16 protein-coding genes and 1 pseudogene are annotated in these 17,884 nt (G+C 65.1%); 9 read left to right on the top strand and 8 right to left on the bottom strand.

All coding sequences use genetic code 11. The annotated features are described in order from the left end of the window. The first annotated feature begins 41 nt into the window (after positions 1-41). The 3 genes and pseudogenes from P9236_RS26055 to P9236_RS26065 all read left to right on the top strand — a co-directional run bounded on the left by P9236_RS26055 (position 42) and on the right by P9236_RS26065 (position 2,729). Positions 42-861: pseudogene (locus tag P9236_RS26055) on the top strand (arylamine N-acetyltransferase). A 3-nt stretch (positions 862-864) separates the two neighbouring features. Continuing rightward, positions 865-1,863 (top strand): LLM class flavin-dependent oxidoreductase, encoded by a 999-nt coding sequence (locus P9236_RS26060; RefSeq protein ID WP_278077506.1) that lies wholly within the window; start codon positions 865-867, stop codon positions 1,861-1,863. A 71-nt stretch (positions 1,864-1,934) separates the two neighbouring features. Continuing rightward, on the top strand, positions 1,935-2,729 hold the full coding sequence (locus P9236_RS26065; RefSeq protein WP_278077507.1) for an inositol monophosphatase family protein: 795 nt from the start codon (positions 1,935-1,937) through the stop codon (positions 2,727-2,729). A gap of 109 nt (positions 2,730-2,838) precedes the next feature. On the opposite strand, the gene P9236_RS26070 is transcribed toward P9236_RS26065, so the two are convergent. Next, positions 2,839-3,459 carry a L,D-transpeptidase gene (locus P9236_RS26070; protein WP_278077508.1) on the bottom strand — a complete coding sequence of 207 codons (621 nt, stop codon included), beginning with the start codon at positions 3,457-3,459 and terminating at the stop codon, positions 2,839-2,841. Between the two features lie 484 nt (positions 3,460-3,943). Between P9236_RS26070 and dnaK the strand changes: the two genes are divergently transcribed. The 6 genes from dnaK to P9236_RS26100 all read left to right on the top strand — a co-directional run bounded on the left by dnaK (position 3,944) and on the right by P9236_RS26100 (position 9,975). Further along, the gene (gene dnaK, locus P9236_RS26075; RefSeq protein WP_278077509.1) at positions 3,944-5,860 is read left to right on the top strand and encodes a molecular chaperone DnaK; all 1,917 of its coding nucleotides are present in this window, start codon (positions 3,944-3,946) and stop codon (positions 5,858-5,860) included. 221 nt (positions 5,861-6,081) lie between these two features. Continuing rightward, the gene (gene dnaJ, locus P9236_RS26080; RefSeq protein WP_278077510.1) at positions 6,082-7,212 is read left to right on the top strand and encodes a molecular chaperone DnaJ; all 1,131 of its coding nucleotides are present in this window, start codon (positions 6,082-6,084) and stop codon (positions 7,210-7,212) included. A gap of 166 nt (positions 7,213-7,378) precedes the next feature. Beyond that, positions 7,379-7,984 (top strand): phospholipid N-methyltransferase PmtA, encoded by a 606-nt coding sequence (gene pmtA, locus P9236_RS26085; RefSeq protein WP_278077511.1) that lies wholly within the window; start codon positions 7,379-7,381, stop codon positions 7,982-7,984. A 355-nt stretch (positions 7,985-8,339) separates the two neighbouring features. Then, a complete protein-coding gene (locus P9236_RS26090; protein ID WP_278077512.1) occupies positions 8,340-8,936 on the top strand; it encodes an NADPH-dependent FMN reductase in 597 nt (198 codons plus the stop codon). Further along, on the top strand, positions 8,936-9,652 hold the full coding sequence (gene pyrF / locus P9236_RS26095) for an orotidine-5'-phosphate decarboxylase (protein WP_278077513.1): 717 nt from the start codon (positions 8,936-8,938) through the stop codon (positions 9,650-9,652). The genes P9236_RS26090 and pyrF overlap by 1 nt, the downstream gene beginning before the upstream one ends. Before the next feature lie 35 nt (positions 9,653-9,687). After that, positions 9,688-9,975 carry a DUF1330 domain-containing protein gene (locus P9236_RS26100; RefSeq protein WP_278077514.1) on the top strand — a complete coding sequence of 96 codons (288 nt, stop codon included), beginning with the start codon at positions 9,688-9,690 and terminating at the stop codon, positions 9,973-9,975. Between the two features lie 95 nt (positions 9,976-10,070). On the opposite strand, the gene P9236_RS26105 is transcribed toward P9236_RS26100, so the two are convergent. The 7 genes from P9236_RS26105 to P9236_RS26135 all read right to left on the bottom strand — a co-directional run bounded on the left by P9236_RS26105 (position 10,071) and on the right by P9236_RS26135 (position 17,818). Beyond that, positions 10,071-11,129 carry a D-alanine:D-lactate ligase-like protein gene (locus P9236_RS26105; protein ID WP_278077515.1) on the bottom strand — a complete coding sequence of 353 codons (1,059 nt, stop codon included), beginning with the start codon at positions 11,127-11,129 and terminating at the stop codon, positions 10,071-10,073. Between the two features lie 98 nt (positions 11,130-11,227). Next, positions 11,228-12,103, bottom strand: coding sequence for an SMP-30/gluconolactonase/LRE family protein (locus P9236_RS26110; RefSeq protein WP_278077516.1), 876 nt, complete (start codon positions 12,101-12,103; stop codon positions 11,228-11,230). Beyond that, the gene (locus P9236_RS26115) at positions 12,100-12,738 is read right to left on the bottom strand and encodes a 2-dehydro-3-deoxy-6-phosphogalactonate aldolase (RefSeq protein ID WP_278077517.1); all 639 of its coding nucleotides are present in this window, start codon (positions 12,736-12,738) and stop codon (positions 12,100-12,102) included. Before P9236_RS26115 ends, P9236_RS26110 begins: the two co-directional genes overlap by 4 nt. Next, entirely contained in the window at positions 12,735-13,670 is a 936-nt protein-coding gene (locus P9236_RS26120; protein ID WP_278077518.1) for a 2-dehydro-3-deoxygalactonokinase, read from the bottom strand. Before P9236_RS26120 ends, P9236_RS26115 begins: the two co-directional genes overlap by 4 nt. Further along, entirely contained in the window at positions 13,667-14,434 is a 768-nt protein-coding gene (locus tag P9236_RS26125) for an SDR family oxidoreductase (protein ID WP_278077519.1), read from the bottom strand. Before P9236_RS26125 ends, P9236_RS26120 begins: the two co-directional genes overlap by 4 nt. A 132-nt stretch (positions 14,435-14,566) precedes the next feature. Beyond that, positions 14,567-15,916 (bottom strand): EAL domain-containing protein, encoded by a 1,350-nt coding sequence (locus tag P9236_RS26130; protein WP_278077520.1) that lies wholly within the window; start codon positions 15,914-15,916, stop codon positions 14,567-14,569. Positions 15,917-16,024: 108 nt separating this feature from the next. Then, positions 16,025-17,818 carry a GtrA family protein gene (locus P9236_RS26135; RefSeq protein WP_278077521.1) on the bottom strand — a complete coding sequence of 598 codons (1,794 nt, stop codon included), beginning with the start codon at positions 17,816-17,818 and terminating at the stop codon, positions 16,025-16,027. Between the last annotated feature and the right edge of the window lie 66 nt (positions 17,819-17,884).

Here is a 17,884-nt window from a genome sequence, read left to right on the forward strand (position 1 = left end):
GGAGTGCCTATATCGGGCCGGTCAAGCCGGACCCCATGTTGATGAGCGATTTCGATCTCGACGCCTATTTCGCCCGCATCGGCTATAGCGGGCCGACCGACAGCTCGCTCGCCACGCTGCGCTCGCTGCATTTGGCCCATCCGCGAGCGATCCCCTTCGAGAATATCGATGCTCTGATGGGCGTTTCTGTCGGGCTCGATCCGGCTTCGCTGCAGGACAAGGTTTTCAGCCAGGGCCGCGGCGGCTACTGCTTCGAGCACAATCTGATCTTCATGCATGCGCTTGGAGAGCTGGATTTCACCGTCAGCGGGCTTGCCGCCCGCGTGCTGTGGGGCCAGCCGGACGACGCCGTCACGGCGCGCAGCCATATGCTGCTGCGCATCGAGCTCGATGGAAGAACCCATATCGCCGATGTCGGCTTCGGCGGCCTGACGCTGACGGCGCCGCTGCTGCTCGAGCCGGACCTGGAACAGCAGACGCCGCACGAGACGTTCCGCATCGCTGAACGGCGATCATTTTCGCCTGCAGGCCAATATCGGCGGCAATTGGCGCACGCTCTACCGCTTCGACATGCAGCGGGCCTACGAGGTTGATTACCAGGTGAGCAGCCATTTCCTGTCGACGCATCCGAGCTCGCATTTCCTTTCCACATTGGTTGCTGCGCGCGCCCTGCCGGACAGGCGCTACGCGCTGCGCAACAACCGGCTGTCGACCCATCATCTCGGCGGCCGCACCGAGCAGCGGGAGATCGCGAGCGCCGCCGAGCTCGCCGACGTGCTGGAGAGCCAGCTTGCCGTCGTCATTCCCGACCGCGCCGCCTTCGAGGCGAGGCTGCGGCAGAAGAACATCGTGGAGACCTGATCAATGACGGCCCTTTCGGTTCTCGACCTGTCGCCGATCACCCAAGGCAGCAATGCCTCGCAGTCGCTCGCCAATTCGCTCGACCTTGCCCGCCACGCCGAGCGGCTGGGCTACAAGCGCTATTGGCTCGCCGAGCACCACAACATGCCGGGCATCGCCAGTGCGGCGACCTCCGTCGTCATCGCCCATGTGGCGGGCGGCACGAAGACCATTCGCGTCGGCGCCGGCGGCATCATGCTGCCCAACCATGCGCCGCTGGTGATTGCCGAGCAGTTCGGCACGCTCAACGCGCTTTTTCCAGGCCGCATCGATCTCGGCCTCGGCCGCGCGCCAGGCACCGACATGATGACGGCGCGGGCACTGCGCCGCAATCTGGAGGCGAGCGACAACTTCCCCCAGGACGTGGTCGAGCTGATGGGCTATTTCCAGCCGGCCGAGGAAGGACAGCGCATCCGCGCGGTGCCGGGCGAAGGCCAGGACGTACCTATCTGGATCCTGGGCTCCAGCCTCTATGGCGCGCAGCTCGCGGCACTACTTGGCCTGCCCTATGCCTTCGCCTCGCATTTCGCGCCGGCCGAACTCGACCACGCGCTGGAGGTCTACCGCACGCGCTTCCAGCCGTCGGCCCAGCTCGGCAAGCCCTATGTCATGCTCGGCCTCAATGTCTTTGCGGCGCCCACCGACGCCGAGGCGAAGCTCTTGTTCACCTCTCTACAGCAGGCCTTCGTCAATCTGCGCAGCGGCCGGCCAGGCCAGCTGCCGCCGCCAGTGGAGAACTATGACCGCGACCTCGATCCGGTCGCCAGGACCATGCTTGCCCAGGCGCTGTCCTGCGCCGTCGTCGGCTCGCCGGAAACGGTTCGCCAGGGTATCGACGCCTTCATGCGCCGCACCGGCGCCGACGAATTGATGGTGACGGCGCAGATGTTCGACCACGCGGCGCGGGTGCGTTCCTTCGAGATTCTTGCCGACGTCCACAAGTCGACGTCGCAAGCGGCCTGACCACCCGATGGCTTTTGCCTGACATACTCGTCTGCTAAGGGCAGTCCCCTTCCTCAAGCGCGAGCCTTCCCGTGACCGACGACCTCGACCAGCGCATGCAGTTCGCCATCGACCTCGCGCGGCGTGCCGGCGAGCTTGGGCTGAAATATTTTCGCGACCTCGAAAACCTGACGATCGAGAGCAAGGGCCATCAGGATCTTGTCTCGGACGCCGACCGCGAGGTGGAGCTTTTCGTACGCGCGGCGATCGCCGAGGCCTATTCGGGCGACGGCATCGTCGGCGAGGAGCACGCGCCGGCGGCCGGCAAGACCGGCTATGTCTGGGTGATCGACCCGATCGACGGCACCGCCAATTTCGTGCGCGGCATTCCCGCCTGGTGCGTGGTGGTCGCCTGCGCCAGGGACGGCGAGACCGTCGTCGGCGTCATCCACGAGGCCTCGACCGGCGAGACCTTCCACGGCCGTCTTGGCGGCGGCGCTTTCGTCAACGGGCGGCCGATCAAGGCGAGCGGCGCCACGGCGCTTTCCGAAGGCTCGGTCGGAACCGGGCTTTCGAACCGGGCCGCCACCGAACATGTCGCGGTGCTGATCAGCCTGATCATGGCCGAAGGCGGCGTGTTCTTCAGGAATGCTTCCGGCGCGCTGATGCTGGCCTATGCCGCGGCCGGACGGCTGCTCGGCTATGTCGAGGAGCACATGAATGCCTGGGACTGCCTGGCCGGCATGCTTCTGGTCGAAGAGGCGGGCGGAATGATCCTCAAGCCGGATCCGAAGACCGTCATCAGCCAGGGAACGCAAGTGATAGCCGGAGGACGGCACATCTTTCCGAAGCTGCGCGCGCTTTGCATGGAAGCGTTCCAAAACTGATCCTTTGGCACGGGAAGACCGCAAACAGGTGTGCGAAGGCATCGCGAACAATCCTGTAAGACGGCATCGCGGTTGCCAACCAAGGCCACGACGGGCAACGACTTGGCGTCTATAAGACGATCACCTTGGTGCCGATTGGGGCGCGGTCGTAGAGATCGATGATGTCCTGATTCATCAGGCGGATGCAGCCCGCCGAAACGGCTTTGCCAATGGACCACCATTCGGGGCTGCCGTGTAGGCGATATCCGGTGTCGCCTTTCTCGTTGAAGAGATAGAGCGCCCGCGCCCCGAGCGGGTTCATGAGTCCGCCCTGCATATGGGCCGGTATGACGTGGCCTCGATTGCGCTCGCGCACGATCATCGTCGACGGCGCGCTCCAATCCGGCCATTCGCGCTTCCTCGCAACGTGAGCGGTGCCATGCCACTCGAAGCCCGCCTTGCCGACGCCGATCCCGTAGCGCATCGCCTGGCCATCTCCCAGCACGTAGTAGAGGAACTTCGCCCCTGTATCGACAATGATGGTGCCGGGTGCCTCGTCGGTCGGATAAGCCACCGTCTGCCGGCGGAACTTCTGGTCGACCTTGTAGATGGGAACCGGTGGAATGCGGAAGCCAGCATCGGTGAGGCCGCCATAGGCCGTAGGAGACGTCTGCAATGCGCCGTTGATGGTGCAGCCGGAGAACGCGACCATCCCGGCAAGTATCCCGATCAGGATCGATTTGGCGCGCATGATCCAAGCCGGCGCTCGTGCCGGCGATCTGCCGCATCTTGCCTTATTCGTAGTCCCGCATGCCTCGATTGCCAAGCGGCCATGTTCTCCGCTGGCGGATCGCCGGCGTATGGCGGCAAAGGCGTTTTTCAGACTTATTCGCGACGCAAAGTCACGCCCCATAGGGCAAAGCGTCTCCCCGCCCGACATACAACCGGCGCATCGATGAGATCGTCCCGTCCGAAAAAATCCTCGCCGGACAATTAGATAGAGCAAATCCGGATCGACCCCGGCATATGACGGGCTGATCCGTTTTCCAGGCTCCTGCCGGACAGCAGACACCTTGCGCAGGATGCTTGCGCCCCGTGCCGCCTGTTCTTATATACGCGCCAGCCGTCCGGCCTTGAAAAAGCGGGGACCGTGGCGGAATTTCTTGTGAACAGGGGCTTTCGTCGGAACGCCTTATCAGGGTCCTGAGAGCCTGCTTAGAGGAGAGACTAGAACAATGGCAAAAGTTATCGGTATCGACCTCGGAACCACGAACTCCTGCATCGCCATCATGGACGGCAAGGAGCCCAAGGTTATCGAGAATGCGGAAGGCGCGCGCACGACCCCTTCCATCGTCGCCATCAACAGCGACGGCGAACGCCTCGTCGGCCAGCCGGCCAAGCGCCAGGCGGTCACCAATCCTGAAAACACCATCTTCGCGGTCAAGCGCCTGATCGGCCGCCGCTACGACGACCCGGTGACGGAAAAGGACAAGAAGCTTGTCCCCTACAAGATCGTCAAGGGCGACAACGGCGACGCCTGGGTCGAGGCCGGCGGCAAGAAGCTGTCGCCCAGTCAGATCTCGGCCATGATCCTGCAGAAGATGAAGGAAACGGCGGAAGCCTATCTCGGCGAGAAGGTCGAGAAGGCAGTTATCACCGTTCCGGCCTATTTCAACGACGCCCAGCGTCAGGCGACCAAGGACGCCGGCAAGATCGCCGGGCTCGAGGTGCTGCGCATCATCAACGAGCCGACGGCAGCCGCGCTCGCATACGGTCTCGAGAAGAAGGACGGCAAGACCATCGCCGTCTATGACCTTGGCGGCGGCACGTTCGACATTTCGGTGCTCGAGATCGGCGACGGCGTCTTCGAGGTGAAGTCGACCAACGGCGACACCTTCCTCGGCGGCGAGGACTTCGACATGCGCCTGGTCGAGTACCTGGCGGCGGAGTTCAAGAAGGAGCAGGGCATCGACCTCAAGGCCGACAAGCTCGCGCTGCAGCGCCTGAAGGAAGCCGCCGAGAAGGCTAAGATCGAGCTGTCGTCGACGACGCAGACCGAGATCAACCTGCCCTTCATCACCGCCGACGCCACCGGGCCGAAGCACCTGACGATGAAGCTCACCCGGGCGAAGTTCGAGAGCCTGGTCGAGGATCTCGTGCAGCGCACGATCGACCCCTGCAAGGCGGCGCTCAAGGATGCCGGCCTCAAGGCGGGCGAAATCGACGAGGTGGTGCTGGTCGGCGGCATGACCCGCATGCCCAAGATCCAGGAGATCGTGAAACAGTTCTTCGGCAAGGAGCCGCACAAGGGCGTCAACCCGGATGAGGTGGTCGCGCTCGGCGCCGCCATCCAGGCCGGCGTGCTGCAGGGTGACGTCAAGGACGTGCTGCTCCTCGACGTGACGCCGCTGTCGCTCGGCATCGAGACGCTGGGCGGCGTGTTCACCCGGCTGATCGAGCGCAACACCACGATCCCGACCAAGAAGAGCCAGGTGTTCTCGACGGCCGAGGATTCGCAGTCGGCGGTGACGATCCGCGTCTTCCAGGGCGAGCGCGAGATGGCGGCCGACAACAAGCTGCTCGGCCAGTTCGACCTGGTCGGCATCCCGCCGGCTCCGCGCGGCGTGCCGCAGATCGAGGTCACCTTCGACATCGACGCCAACGGCATCGTCAACGTCTCGGCCAAGGACAAGGGCACCGGCAAGGAGCACCAGATCCGCATCCAGGCCTCGGGTGGTCTGTCCGACGCCGACATCGAGAAGATGGTGAAGGACGCCGAGGCCAATGCCGAGGCCGACAAGAAGCGCCGCGCCCTCGTCGAGGCCCGCAACCAGGCCGAATCCCTGGTGCACTCGTCCGAGAAGTCGCTGAAGGACTATGGCGACAAGGTCTCGGAGGCCGACCGCACCGCGATCGCCGACGCCATCAGCGCGCTGAAGGCTGCCGCCGAGGGCGACAACGTGGCCGACATCGAGGCCAAGTCGCAGTCGCTCGCCGAAGCTTCGATGAAGCTTGGCCAGGCCATGTACGAGGCCTCGCAGAAGGAAGCGGCCGAAGCCGACGCCAAGGCGGACGCCGCCAAGGATTCGGACGTGGTCGACGCCGACTTCGAGGAAATCGACGAAGACGACGACAAGAAGAAGTCGGCCTGAGCCGGCCGACGGCGAATAATGCGAAAAGCCCGGCGCGAAGCCGGGCTTTTTTGCAACCTTCGCCGAAAAAGTGCGGGGCCGGCCTAAAAAGTGACGGAAAAACATGGCGTGAGCCCGGCTCGGCTCTGGCATCCGGGCAGCATCGCTCCTAAATCGAACAACGTGCCGGCAAACGACGCAACAATGCTTGAAGACATTGAGCATCCGGACCGCGGGAAAAAATGAAAGCTGATTTCTACGAAACGCTGGGCGTGCAAAAAGGCGCCGACGACAAGGAGCTCAAGAGCGCTTTCCGCAAGCTCGCCATGCAGTTCCATCCCGACCGCAACCCCGGCGATCATGCCTGCGAGCACAAGTTCAAGGAAATCAACGAAGCTTACGAGACGCTGAAGGACCCACAGAAGCGGGCGGCCTATGATCGTTTCGGCCACGCCGCCTTCGAACAGGGCGGCATGAACGGCGCGGCGCACGGCTTCGGCGCCGGCGGTTTCGCCGACATCTTCGAAGACATTTTCGGCGACATGATGGGTGGCCGCCAACGCCGTTCGTCGGGCGGCCGCGAGCGCGGGGCGGACCTGCGCTACAACATGGAAATCTCGCTGGAAGAGGCGTTTTCCGGCAAGACGGCGCAGATTCGCGTCCCGGCCTCGATTTCCTGCTCGGAATGCTCCGGCAGCGGCGCCAAGCCCGGCACGCAGCCGGTGACCTGCGCCATGTGCCACGGCCACGGCAAGGTGCGGGCAACACAGGGCTTCTTCTCGATCGAGCGCACCTGCCCGCAATGCCAGGGCCGAGGCCAGACGATCAAGGACCCCTGCCCGAAATGCGCCGGCCAGGGCCGCGTCACCGAGGAGCGTTCACTGTCGGTCAACATCCCGGCCGGCATCGAGGACGGAACCCGCATCCGGCTTGCCAATGAGGGCGAAGCCGGCCTGCGCGGCGGCCCGTCGGGCGATCTCTACATCTTCCTCGCGGTCAAGCCGCACGAATTCTTCCAGCGCGACGGCGCCGACCTCTATTGCAAGGTGCCGATCTCGATGACCACCGCCGCGCTTGGCGGCTCGTTCGAGGTCACCACGCTCGATGGCACGCAGACCAAGGTGAAGGTGCCGGAAGGCACCCAGAACGGCCGCCAGTTCCGGCTGAAGGGCAAGGGCATGCCGGTGCTGCGGCAGCCCAATGTCGGCGACCTCTACATCCAGACGGCGGTCGAGACGCCGCAGAACCTGTCGCGCCGCCAGCGCGAGCTTCTGGAAGAGTTCGAGCAGCTCTCCTCGAAGGACAACTCGCCCCAGTCGAGCGGCTTCTTCGCCCGGATGAAGGACTTTTTCGAGTCCTTTGGCGACCGCTGACGTCTTTTTTGACGCAAAGTCGTCATCCCAAAACCGCCTCACGCTTCTGGGCGACTTGCGTTGGCGACATTCCCAAGGGTCATCAACACCTTATGCCACGTTGACGCCTTGCCTTGTTCCACCTAGCTGATAAGTAGCGGTTCGGGGAGCGTTGAGGAGAGCTCGCATGGCACGTGGTCCCGGATTGCGCAAAGCGCTGGCGGAAAAATTCGACGACGAGCTGAAGTTCTTCAAAGGCTGGATCGACAAGCCGAAAGCGGTCGGCTCCATCGTTCCCACCAGTTCCGTCACCGCTCGCAAGATGGCCTCGATCGTCAACCCGAAATCCGGCCTGCCGGTGCTGGAGGTCGGACCCGGCACGGGCGTCATCACCCGCGCCATCCTGGCCCAGGGCGTGAAGCCGGAAAACCTCTACGCGATCGAATATTCGACCGACTTCGTGCGCCATCTGCGCCGGCTCTATCCGCGCGTCAACATCATCGAGGGCGACGCCTTCAATCTCAACGCCGCGCTCGGCGACAAGCGCGACATGGTTTTCGATTCCGTCGTCTCCGGCGTGCCGCTGCTCAATTTCCCCGTCACCCAGCGCATCGCCTACATCGAAAGCCTGCTCGACCGCATCCCGGCCGGCCGGCCGATCGTGCAGCTGACCTACGGCCCGATGTCGCCGATCCCGCCCGGCCGCGGCGACTACACGGTCAAGCATTTCGACTTCATCATCCGCAACATTCCGCCGACGCAGCTGTGGATCTACCGGCGCAAGGCGCATTAGGTTCTGCCTGCGGAAGTGTTCGCTTATCGCCGGTGGCGGCAGCGTCCTGGCGGTTGGCCGAAACGCCAGTCACCTCGTCATCCACGGGCGGAGCAAGGAGCGAAGCGACGCGGCGCAGACCCGAGGATCCATTCCGTGACTTCGAAGCGTTGTGGCGATCCAGAACTCTGCTCCGCTGCGCTCTACGATTGAGGTAACGGAATGGATCCTCGGGTCTTCGCGACGCCGCTTCGCGGCTGCTCCGCCCGTGGATGACGAAGTTCGCAGGTCGCGACCAATCCTCCAACGTTTTCTGATCTCATTGCGTTGATTTGAGTGACCCTTGGCTGTACCTGTCCGAGAACAAGGGTGGCCAATGGCAGTGATCCCAAGAATCCTCGTCTTCGCCGGTTCGGTCCGCACCGGCGCGTTCAGCGGCCGGACGGCCGACGTGGCGCAGAAGGAGCTCGCCATGCAGGGCGCCGAGGTGACGCGTATCTCGCTCGGCGACTATCCGCTGCCGATCATGGACGAGGACCTCGAGCAGGAAAACGGCATTCCCGAGAACGCCGTGAAGCTCGCCCGGCAAATCGCCGATCATGACGGGCTTCTGATCGCGACGCCCGAATATAACGGCTCGATCCCGCCGCTCTTGAAGAATTCGATCGACTGGGTGAGCCGGCTCCGGCGCGACAGCAGCCGCTCGTTCAGGCCGCTTTACGGCAAGCCCGTCGGCCTTTGCTCCTCCTCGGAGGGCAAGTTTGCCGGCATACGCTGCATCAACCATCTGCGCGCGGTGCTGGTGCGCTGCCAGATGGAAGTGATCACGCCGGAATGCTCGGTCTCCAGCGCCAATGAGGCCTTCGCCGAGGACGGACAATTCCGCGACGCCAGACTGCAGCAATCGATGGAGCGCCTATGCCGTACACTGATCGAAACCTCGCGCATGCTGTCGGTGCGGATCGAGGCTTGATGCATCCGGTCGAGACCATGCACGCCAAGTCCATGCAAGAGAGGCTGATCGTCGGCCTCGACGTACCGACGCTGAAGGAAGCCGAAAAGGCGGTACGCGAGCTCGAAGGCATCGTCTGCTTCTACAAGATCGGCTACCAGCTCGCCTTTGCCGGCGGGCTCGATTTCGCACGCGAGCTGGCGAGCGGCGGCACCAAGGTCTTCCTCGACATGAAGCTGCTCGACATCGACAACACCGTGGCCAAGGGAGTCGAGAACATCGTCAGGATGGGGGTCTCGATGCTGACGCTGCATGCCTACCCGAGGGCGATGAAGGCGGCGGTCGAGGCGGCCAAAGGCAGCGATCTCTGCCTGCTCGCGGTGACCGTGCTGACCTCGATGGACGAGCAGGACATGATCGACGCCGGCTACGAATATGATCCGCACACGCTGGTTCTGCGGCGCTCCGAACAGGCGCTGCATGCCGGCATGGGCGGCATCGTCTGCTCGGCCGAGGAGGCTTCCGCCGTGCGGCGGATCGTCGGGCCCGACATGGCGGTGGTGACGCCAGGCATAAGGCCGGCGGGCAGCGACCACGGCGACCAGAAGCGCGTCGTGAGGCCGGCGCAGGCGATCCGCAACGGCTCCAGCCACCTCGTCGTCGGCCGGCCGATCGTCGCGGCGCCGGACCGGCGCACGGCGGCCGAGGATATCCTGGCCGAAATGTGCTCGGCATAGGCTGGTCCGCGCGCGAAACAAACAGGGAGAAAAGAATGCCAAAGGGATATTGGGTCGCCCGCGTCGATGTGCGCGACCCGGAGGGCTACAAGGATTATGTCGCCGCCGCCAAGCTCGCCTTCGACCGCTTCGGTGCGAAATTCCTGGCGCGCGGCGGCGAGCACGAGAAGGCCGAGGGGCCAGGCCGCGCGCGCAATGTGATCATCGAGTTCGAATCGCTTGCCGCAGCGCACGACTGCTACCACTCGCCGGAATATCAGCGTGCCGTCGCCATCCGCCAGAAGGTAGCCGACGGCGAGATCGTGCTGGTCGAAGGGGTTTAGTTCGCCGGCGCAGGAATTGGCAGATCTGTCGTTGCTGTTGGCGCGGGGAGATTAACCGAAACGCCCATCTTGTCTTCAGGTCTCCGCCAATAAGGTCACGGCGTCAGCCGGCTGGCCGCCGTCTCAGCCATCGCGTCCGCAAGGCCCATCCCCCACTGCCTGCGGCAATAGTCGCGAAAATCAAAGCAGGGCAGGCCGGGGCAGACCTCGAACTCGATGAGATGGATGGTGTCGTGCGCCTCGACCCTGAGATCGATCGAGAAGACATCCCTCAGGCCAAGCGCGGCGATCAGCTTTTGCGCCATGGCGCGGATCGCCTGGTCGGCCGCCGGCTGGCTGGCGGCGACCGGCTCGAGTTCCGGCTCGGCATAGATTCCGGCGTCCCTGGCGGCCTGACCGGTGTCGCCGTAGAGCGCCATCGAGTCGGCCATGGTCTGGAAGTCGGCGCCGGACTCGACGAAGGCGACGCCGAGCGCCTCGACGCCCGTTCCCTGCTTCAACCCCAGGAAGCTCGCGCGCACGTTGCGGCCTGCTACGTAGGGCTGAACGACGACATCGTCGCGGTAATGGGCAAAGACGCGCCGGCTAAGCTCCAGCGCATGGCCGAGATCGGTGATGCGGGAATCCGGCCAGATGCCGATCTTGGCGCCGAGCCGGTTGGGCTTGACGAACCAGCCGGCAGCCGAGGCCGGCGGCTCGACCAGCCATGCGCCGTTGCGCGCCAGGCCGGCCGGCGGCACCGGCAGGCCAAGCGCCGCGAGCACGGCGCCGGAACGGAACTTGTCCTGGCAGAGCGCGAACAGCGAATCGTCGGCGCCGATCGTCCGCAACCCGTTCAGCCGCGCCAGCGCGGGCGCGGCGCCTCCGCGGAAATAGGCGACGCCGTCGGTCAGCGTCCAGATCAGGGTGCTTGCCGGGTCGGCCTTCGCCAGCACGGTCGCGGCGTCGTCCAGCTCGACGGCCATGAAGGCGAGGCCTCGCTTTTCGCAAGCGGCGGCGAGCTGGCCGAATTCGGGCGCGAGATCGGTCGACTGCGCGAGATAGGACGAGATCTCGGTGGCGCGTTCGGCCGGATAGCCATCGGCAATGAGCCGGTCGAAACAAGCCTTTTCCGGCTCATGGACGAGGATCAGCGTCGGCTGGCTGTGCGGCATGGAATGGACTGCTCCGGCAAATCAGCCGCTACCATCGCATGGCCGGCGCAAGCGGCTTGCGGGAAACCGACCGGACCGGGCGATAATCCGCAAGCCGCTCAGGCGATCAGCACGCGCGGCTCGAAGCGACCCTTCACCTGCACGTCGAGCAGGAAGGTCATGCCAGCTTGAGGGTCCAGTTTGCGCTGTTTCTCGTCCTTGCCCTTCCAGGCCGAGGTCACCGCGATGCGGTCGTCCTTCTGGCCGACAAAGGCGGGGCATGAGGGCTGCGTCACCGGCATCGGAATCTCGCGCAGCAGCGTGCCGTCGGGCGAATAGGCCTTCACCGCCTTGCCGCCCCAGACCGCGTTCCAGAGCACGCCGTCGCGATCGACGACCGAGCCGTCGACATAGCCTTTCTGCGAGCGATGATCGACGAAGACTTTCGGCTCGCCTGTCGGCAGGCCTGTCGCCGGGTCGCAGGCGACGCGCATCAGAAGTCCGGTCGCGGTGTCGGTGTAGTAGGCGATCGTCCCATCCTCGGAAAAGCAGATCGAATTGGAGACGGTGATGTCGGAAAACAGCCGGCGCAATTCGCCCTTGAAGAACCAGTAGATCGAGCCGGCGCCTTTCTCCTCGCCCTTGCCCATCGTACCGGTCCAGAAGGCGCCGCATGGGTGGACGCGGGAATCATTGGAGCGCGTCAGCGGATTGTCGGCCTCGATCGGCGTGTGCAGCGTCAGCTTGCCGGTCTTGACGTCCCTGACCTGCAGGCCGACTTCCGTGGCGATCAGCTGGCGGGCATCGTCGATGACGGCGATGGCGCTGGCCATGAGGCCAAGATCATGGATCTTCAGCGCGCCGGCGAGCGGCTTTTCCAGAAGCTTGCCGTTGACGATGTCGAACCAGAACAGCGTGTCGGTGGCGGGATCGTAGCTCGGGCCTTCGCCAAGCTCGCAAATGTGATCGCTGAGAACCGAAACGCTGTCCATCATTGCCCTCCGAAGGCTTCGTCCCAGGCGGCGACCGCGGCGCGGGCGCGCTGCGCCACGTCCTCGACGCCGGCGCCCGGCTTGTAGAGACTCGATCCCAGGCCGAACACGCTGACGCCGACCGTCTTGTAGCCGGCAAAATCCTTGTCGGAAACGCCGCCGACGGCGCCGATCGGGGTCGTCGCCGGCAGCACCGCGCGGACCGCGGCAATACCGCTGGCGCCAAGCGCGCTCGCCGGGAAGAATTTCAGCGCCGAGGCGCCGAGCCGGATCGCCTGGAAAGCTTCTGTGGGCGTGAACACGCCCGGCATCGTCACCATGCCGTGGTGCATCGCGCGGCCCATCACCTCGGCATCGATGTTGGGGCTGACCAGCAGCCGGCCGCCGGCCTTGTACAAGGCATCGACATCGGCGGCCGTCAGCACCGTGCCGGCGCCGACCAGCGCGGTTTTGGGCAACGCCTCAACGATGCTGGCGATGGAGACGAATGGTTCCGGCGAGTTCAGCGGCACCTCGATCGCCTCGATGCCGGCGTCATGGACCGCCTTGCCGATCGCTACCGCTTCGCCGGGCTTCAGCCCGCGCAGGATGGCGACGAGACCGCGTTTCAATTTCGGAAAAGGCGCAGTCTGCGTCACGCGACACCTCCAATCATGCCATTTTCGCGCGCGGCCTCGACGAGACCGGCGCGCACCGCTTCATCCGCATCGACGATCCGGAAAGCAAGGCCGGCGAGCCCGAGAGAGGCAGCGTAGAGAGCGACCAGCGCGCCGGAGGCGATCAGCACCACCGGCGCCTCGCCGGCGCCATAGCGGCGCTTGGCCGAAGCGATCTCGCCGCCGATCAAGAGACCGGACAGGCAGGCCGCGGCGTCGTCCGACTTCAAATCCTGCAGCAGCCCGGCGGCGCGGATCGTGAACAGTTTCGAGGTGACGTCGCCGCCCTCGCCCAGAGCCCGCTCGCACCACTGGCGAAAGAATGGGCTGTTCACGGCCACGGGAGCCGGATGCTCGCCCAGCGAATGTTTCAAGATCGAGTGCGTTGCCAACACGGAAAACAATTCACCGGTCGGCCAGGTTCCGAAACCGACGACCGCGCCGTCCTCGACCGCGACCCATTTCGAATGCGTGCCCGGCATGCAGACGAGATGGCGGCCCTTTGCCGGCAAACCGGCGCCGGCAAGCTGCGTCTCCTCGCCGCGCATGACATCCGGCGCGTCGGCCAGGCGCTGGGCGAGGCCCGGAACGATGCGGATATCGCGGCTCGATCCTTCGATGCGGGCGGCGCCTGCAAGGATGGCGCCGATCGGCGCCGGCACGGCGACATAGGGCGCCTCGATCCAGCCCTGGCGGGAACCCGCCATGCCGCAGATGATGACGGGCAAGGCCTCCGGCGCACCCATGGCGGCGAGATGGCCTTCAAGCACCTTGGCAAAGCCTTTTTCGCGCGCGGTGATCAGACCGTCGTCGCCGCGCCGCTCCGCAAGCACCTGACCCGCGGCATCGAGCAGCCAAGCCCTGAGCCTCGTGGTGCCCCAGTCGAGGGCGACGACCGCCGGCGCGCCGCTCACAGCACGCCTCCGTCGACGATCAGCATCTGCGCCGTCAGCATGCGAGAGGCATCCGAGGCCAGGAATAGCACCGTGCCGACAATGTCGTCCGGCTGCATGACTTGCTTGATGCATTGCTTGGCGACATGGGCGGCAAGCGCCTCCTCGGTGACCCAGAGTTCGCGCTGGCGCTCGGTGATCACCCAGCCGGGCGCAACCGCGTTGACGCGGATGCCGTCCTGCCCAAGCTTGCCGGCAAGGCCCTTGGTGAGGCCGAGTATGCCCGCCTTGGCGGCGGTGTAGGCCGGCAGGTCGGGGTGGTTGATGAGATAGGACGTGGAGCTGAAGTTGACGATCGAGCCGCCGCCGGCGCGCTTCATGCCCGGCGCCACCGCCTGGGCGGTGAAGAAATGCGGCCGCAGGTTGATGGCAAGATTGTTGTCCCAGAACTCGACCGTGACGTCCTTCATCTCATGGCGGTCGTCGAGAGCCGCATTGTTGACGAGCGCCGTGACGTCGCCATGCGCCTTTGCCGCCTTGGCCACCGCAGCGCGCAGCGCCTCGACATCGCGCAGGTCGGCCTTGAGGTAGAGCGGCCGCCGGCCGAGCTGCTTTTCGAGGCGGTCGGCGAGCGTCGTGCTGGAGTTGTCGGCGATGTCGATGAAGGCGACCTTCGCGCCCTGCCGCATGAAGCCCTCGGTCAGCGCCGCGCCGATGCCGGAACCGCCGCCGGTGATCAGCACCGAGGCGCCGTCGAGGTCGGCGAAACGCGCCGATGGCATCATGATTTCTTTCTCCCTTTGGCCGGCGCGCATCCTAGCCATGCCGGCCCCTGGGGCAAGGGAGAAACAGCGGATTTCCGTCGCTTATGTCTGACAAAATGAACGCCGCCTGCGGCGGCGGGCAGACCGAACCTGTCAAATCGCCTTGGCGTGCAGCGCGCCGCGGTAGGAATCGCGAAGGTAGCCGAGCGTGGCGTCGGCATCGACCGGCTTGCCGAACAGGTAGCCTTGGCCACCGGCGCAGCCGAACTGGACTAGGCGGTCGGCCTGCGCTTCCTCCTCGATGCCTTCGGCCACCACGTCCATGCCGAGCCCTTCGCACATGGCGAGGATGGCGCGGATGATGTGTTCGGAGGGCCGGTCGTCGAGGATGGAGGAGACGAAGGCGCGGTCGATCTTGAGTTTGTCGAAATGGAATTCGCGCAGCCGCCCGAGCGAAGACTGGCCGGTGCCGAAATCGTCGAGCGAGACGCGGATGCCGACCCGGCGCAGATCCTCGACGATCTTCTCGGCCGAAGCCGGATCGGTCATCAGGCCGGTTTCGGTGATCTCGATCTCCAGCCGGCGCGGATCGAAGCCGGTGCGGTCGAGGATGGCGAGGATATGCAGGCCGGTGTTCTGGTCGACCAGCTGCGAGGGCGACAGGTTGAAGGACAAGAACAAGTCCTTCGGCCAGCTGCGGGCCGATTCGGTCGCCTTGCGCAGCACCAGTTGCGACAGCGGGCCGATGATGCCGCGCTCCTCGGCGATGGGAATGAAGACGCTCGGCGGCACCATGCCGAGATCGCGGTCTGTCCAGCGGGCCAGGGTCTCGAAGCCGATGGTGCGGCGACTGTTGAGATCGACGATGGGCTGGAAATGCGGCTCGACCTCGCCGGCCGAGACGGCACGGCGCAGCGCCTGCTCGATGCGGGTGACGCGTTTTGCGGCCTCCTCCATCTCGCGGGTGTAGACGACGACCCGGCCACGGCCCGAACGCTTGGCGTGGTAAAGCGCTGTCTCGGCCTTGTTGATCAGGATCTCGGTGGTCTCGTCGCCGGAATAGAACAGCGAGCAGCCGACCGAGGCCGACAATCTCGCGGTGCGCTCGCCGACGTCATAGGGCGCCGACAGGATCTCGATCAGCATGCGTGACTTCTCGGCCGCCTGCTCCTCGCTGAACACCATTGGGTAGAGAAAGGCGAACTCGTCGGCGCCGATGCGGCAGACGGTGGAATAGCCGTCCATCGAGGCACGCAGGCGCATCGCCACCTGGATCAGGATGTCGTCGCCGGCCTTGTGGCCGAACAGGTCGTTGATCGGCTTGAAGCCGTCGAGATCGAGGATGCCGACCGTGAAGGGCGCGGGATCGTCGGCGCGGTCGCTGATCAGGCGATCGACCTTGTCGAAGAAGCGACGATGGTTGCCAAGTCCGGTCAGCGGATCGGTGAAGGCCAGATCCGTGTTTTCCCTGCCTGGCTGCCCGGTGCCAAACGTCGTTTGCATCATGTCCCTGTTGTGATGGCGGTATGTATCCGCAGACTGGCAGCAAAGCGTTTAGGAAAAGTATCGGAAAATCGATTTTTCGAGCGCTCCCCGGACTCTGCGCGGCGCTTAGCCGGCTCGCCTGACGCGATAGACTTCGATCGGGCTGCCTTTGGTCTCGGCGACCGGCTCGAGCCAGTCCGGAACGCTGCCTTGAAGCAGGTCGGAAAGGAGGCCGCGCGGTGCCTTTTTGACCAGCATCACGCTTTCGAAGCTGCCACGGCAGATCGCCACCAGGCCGACGCGATGCGCCTCCACGATCTTGCGCGCCTCGTCCGGCGTGCCGAGAAACGCGTCCAGCACCAGAAGATTGCCGGCGACGTTGCGATGATAGGGGCCGGCGAAGACGCGATGCCCGGAGAAGGCCAGGATCGGCGACCCGATGTCGGAGGGGGCGAGCACGGTGGTTTCGGGCATGCGGCCAAGCGCCGCGAAGCTGGCGGCCTTCCCGCAATCCCTGTCGGTGTCGCCGGCGTCCGCGACGGGCGCCTTTTTTTCCAATGCCGTCGAGGTCGCCGCAGCGGCGCCCATCCAGACCGGATTGATCGACACAAGCCAGACCGCGGCAAGACGCATGGCGACGGCGAGCGAGGAATTGTTCTGCGCCCGCGCCCGCCATGTCGCGATCCAGGCGGACAGCGGGATCACGGCAAAGGCGATCGAGAATGTCGAGCCTCGCACCTGCCAGGCGGCAACGCCGAAGGCGACGAGAAGCAGCGCGGCAACGAGACTGTCCTGACGGGGCCAACCGCCGCGACCGAAACGCCGTGCCATCAGGACGATCGCCACCAGCGGCGTCGCGTAGCGCGCCGCCACCAGCGCCGGCGTATCGACAATCAGCGCGAACAGCGACTGGGCTTCGCTGATGTGGTCCAGCCACAGCTCCTTGAGGCGCGGATCGAGGTCGGCATAAGGCGCGGCCAGGCATTGCGGGAACAGGGCGAGCGTGACCAGGCCGACGGCCACGGCAAGCATGGCGAGCGACGACAGACCATACCACCGGCTTCGCGCGGTGAATTCGACCGAAGCGATGGCCGAAAGCCCGACGCCGGCGATGGCGGCGACAACGAACTGCACGGTCGAGAAGGCGTCGCATTGCGCCTCGCCCCATGCCGAGGCCGGGATGGTGGCGAGGAAGACAAGACCCGATACGCCGGCGAAGCCTAAACCGAAATCCCTGGCGATCCTGCGCTCGCCGCTCGCGTCGGCGACGAAAAGCAGCGATACGCAGACGCCGATGGTGGCGACATAGGGAACGGTTTCCATGCCGACGGCGAGCGTCAGCGCCGCGCAGAGGCCGGAAAACAGCGCGGCCGCCCGGTGGACCGGGGCCTCGAGCAGCAAAGCGAGGCTCGCCATGGTCAGCATCAGCTGGACATTGTGGTGGTCGAGCGCGCCCGGCGAATAGATGCCGAGGAACTGATAGCCGGCAGCGCCAACGATGACGGAAGGCAAGACTGCGCTGCGGCCGGCGAATGCGCGCGCCGCGCGGATGGTGAAGAACAGCGTCGAGCAGAACAGCAGCGCCGGCCAGAGCACCTGCGCGATCTGCTCCGCGAGAGGCCTGCTGCCGGTCAGCGCGGAGACGGTCAGAGTGATGGCGGCGATCGGCGTGTCGACCAGCCTGGACCAGTGCATGACGAAGCCGCCCTCGAGGCCCATCCTGTACTGGTGCAGGTCGAACCAGCCCTGGCCGTTGAGCAGATCGCGAACCTCGACCAGCCGCATCAGATTGTCGTTGTCGACATCGGCCAGCGCGCTGAAGCCCATCCATGCGTTGAACGCGAACGCAGCCAGCGTTGCCAGCAACGCCAGCATGAAATCGAATTTCCAGGTGGCGGCGCCGTCCTTGGCTGCGCTCATGGTCGAGGCCTTTGGAGCTAGAGGCTTAAACCTAGCCTTAACGGCTTCAATAAATAGTAAAGCGGC

Source organism: Mesorhizobium sp. WSM4884, assembly GCF_029625675.1.
Lineage (GTDB): Bacteria > Pseudomonadota > Alphaproteobacteria > Rhizobiales > Rhizobiaceae > Mesorhizobium.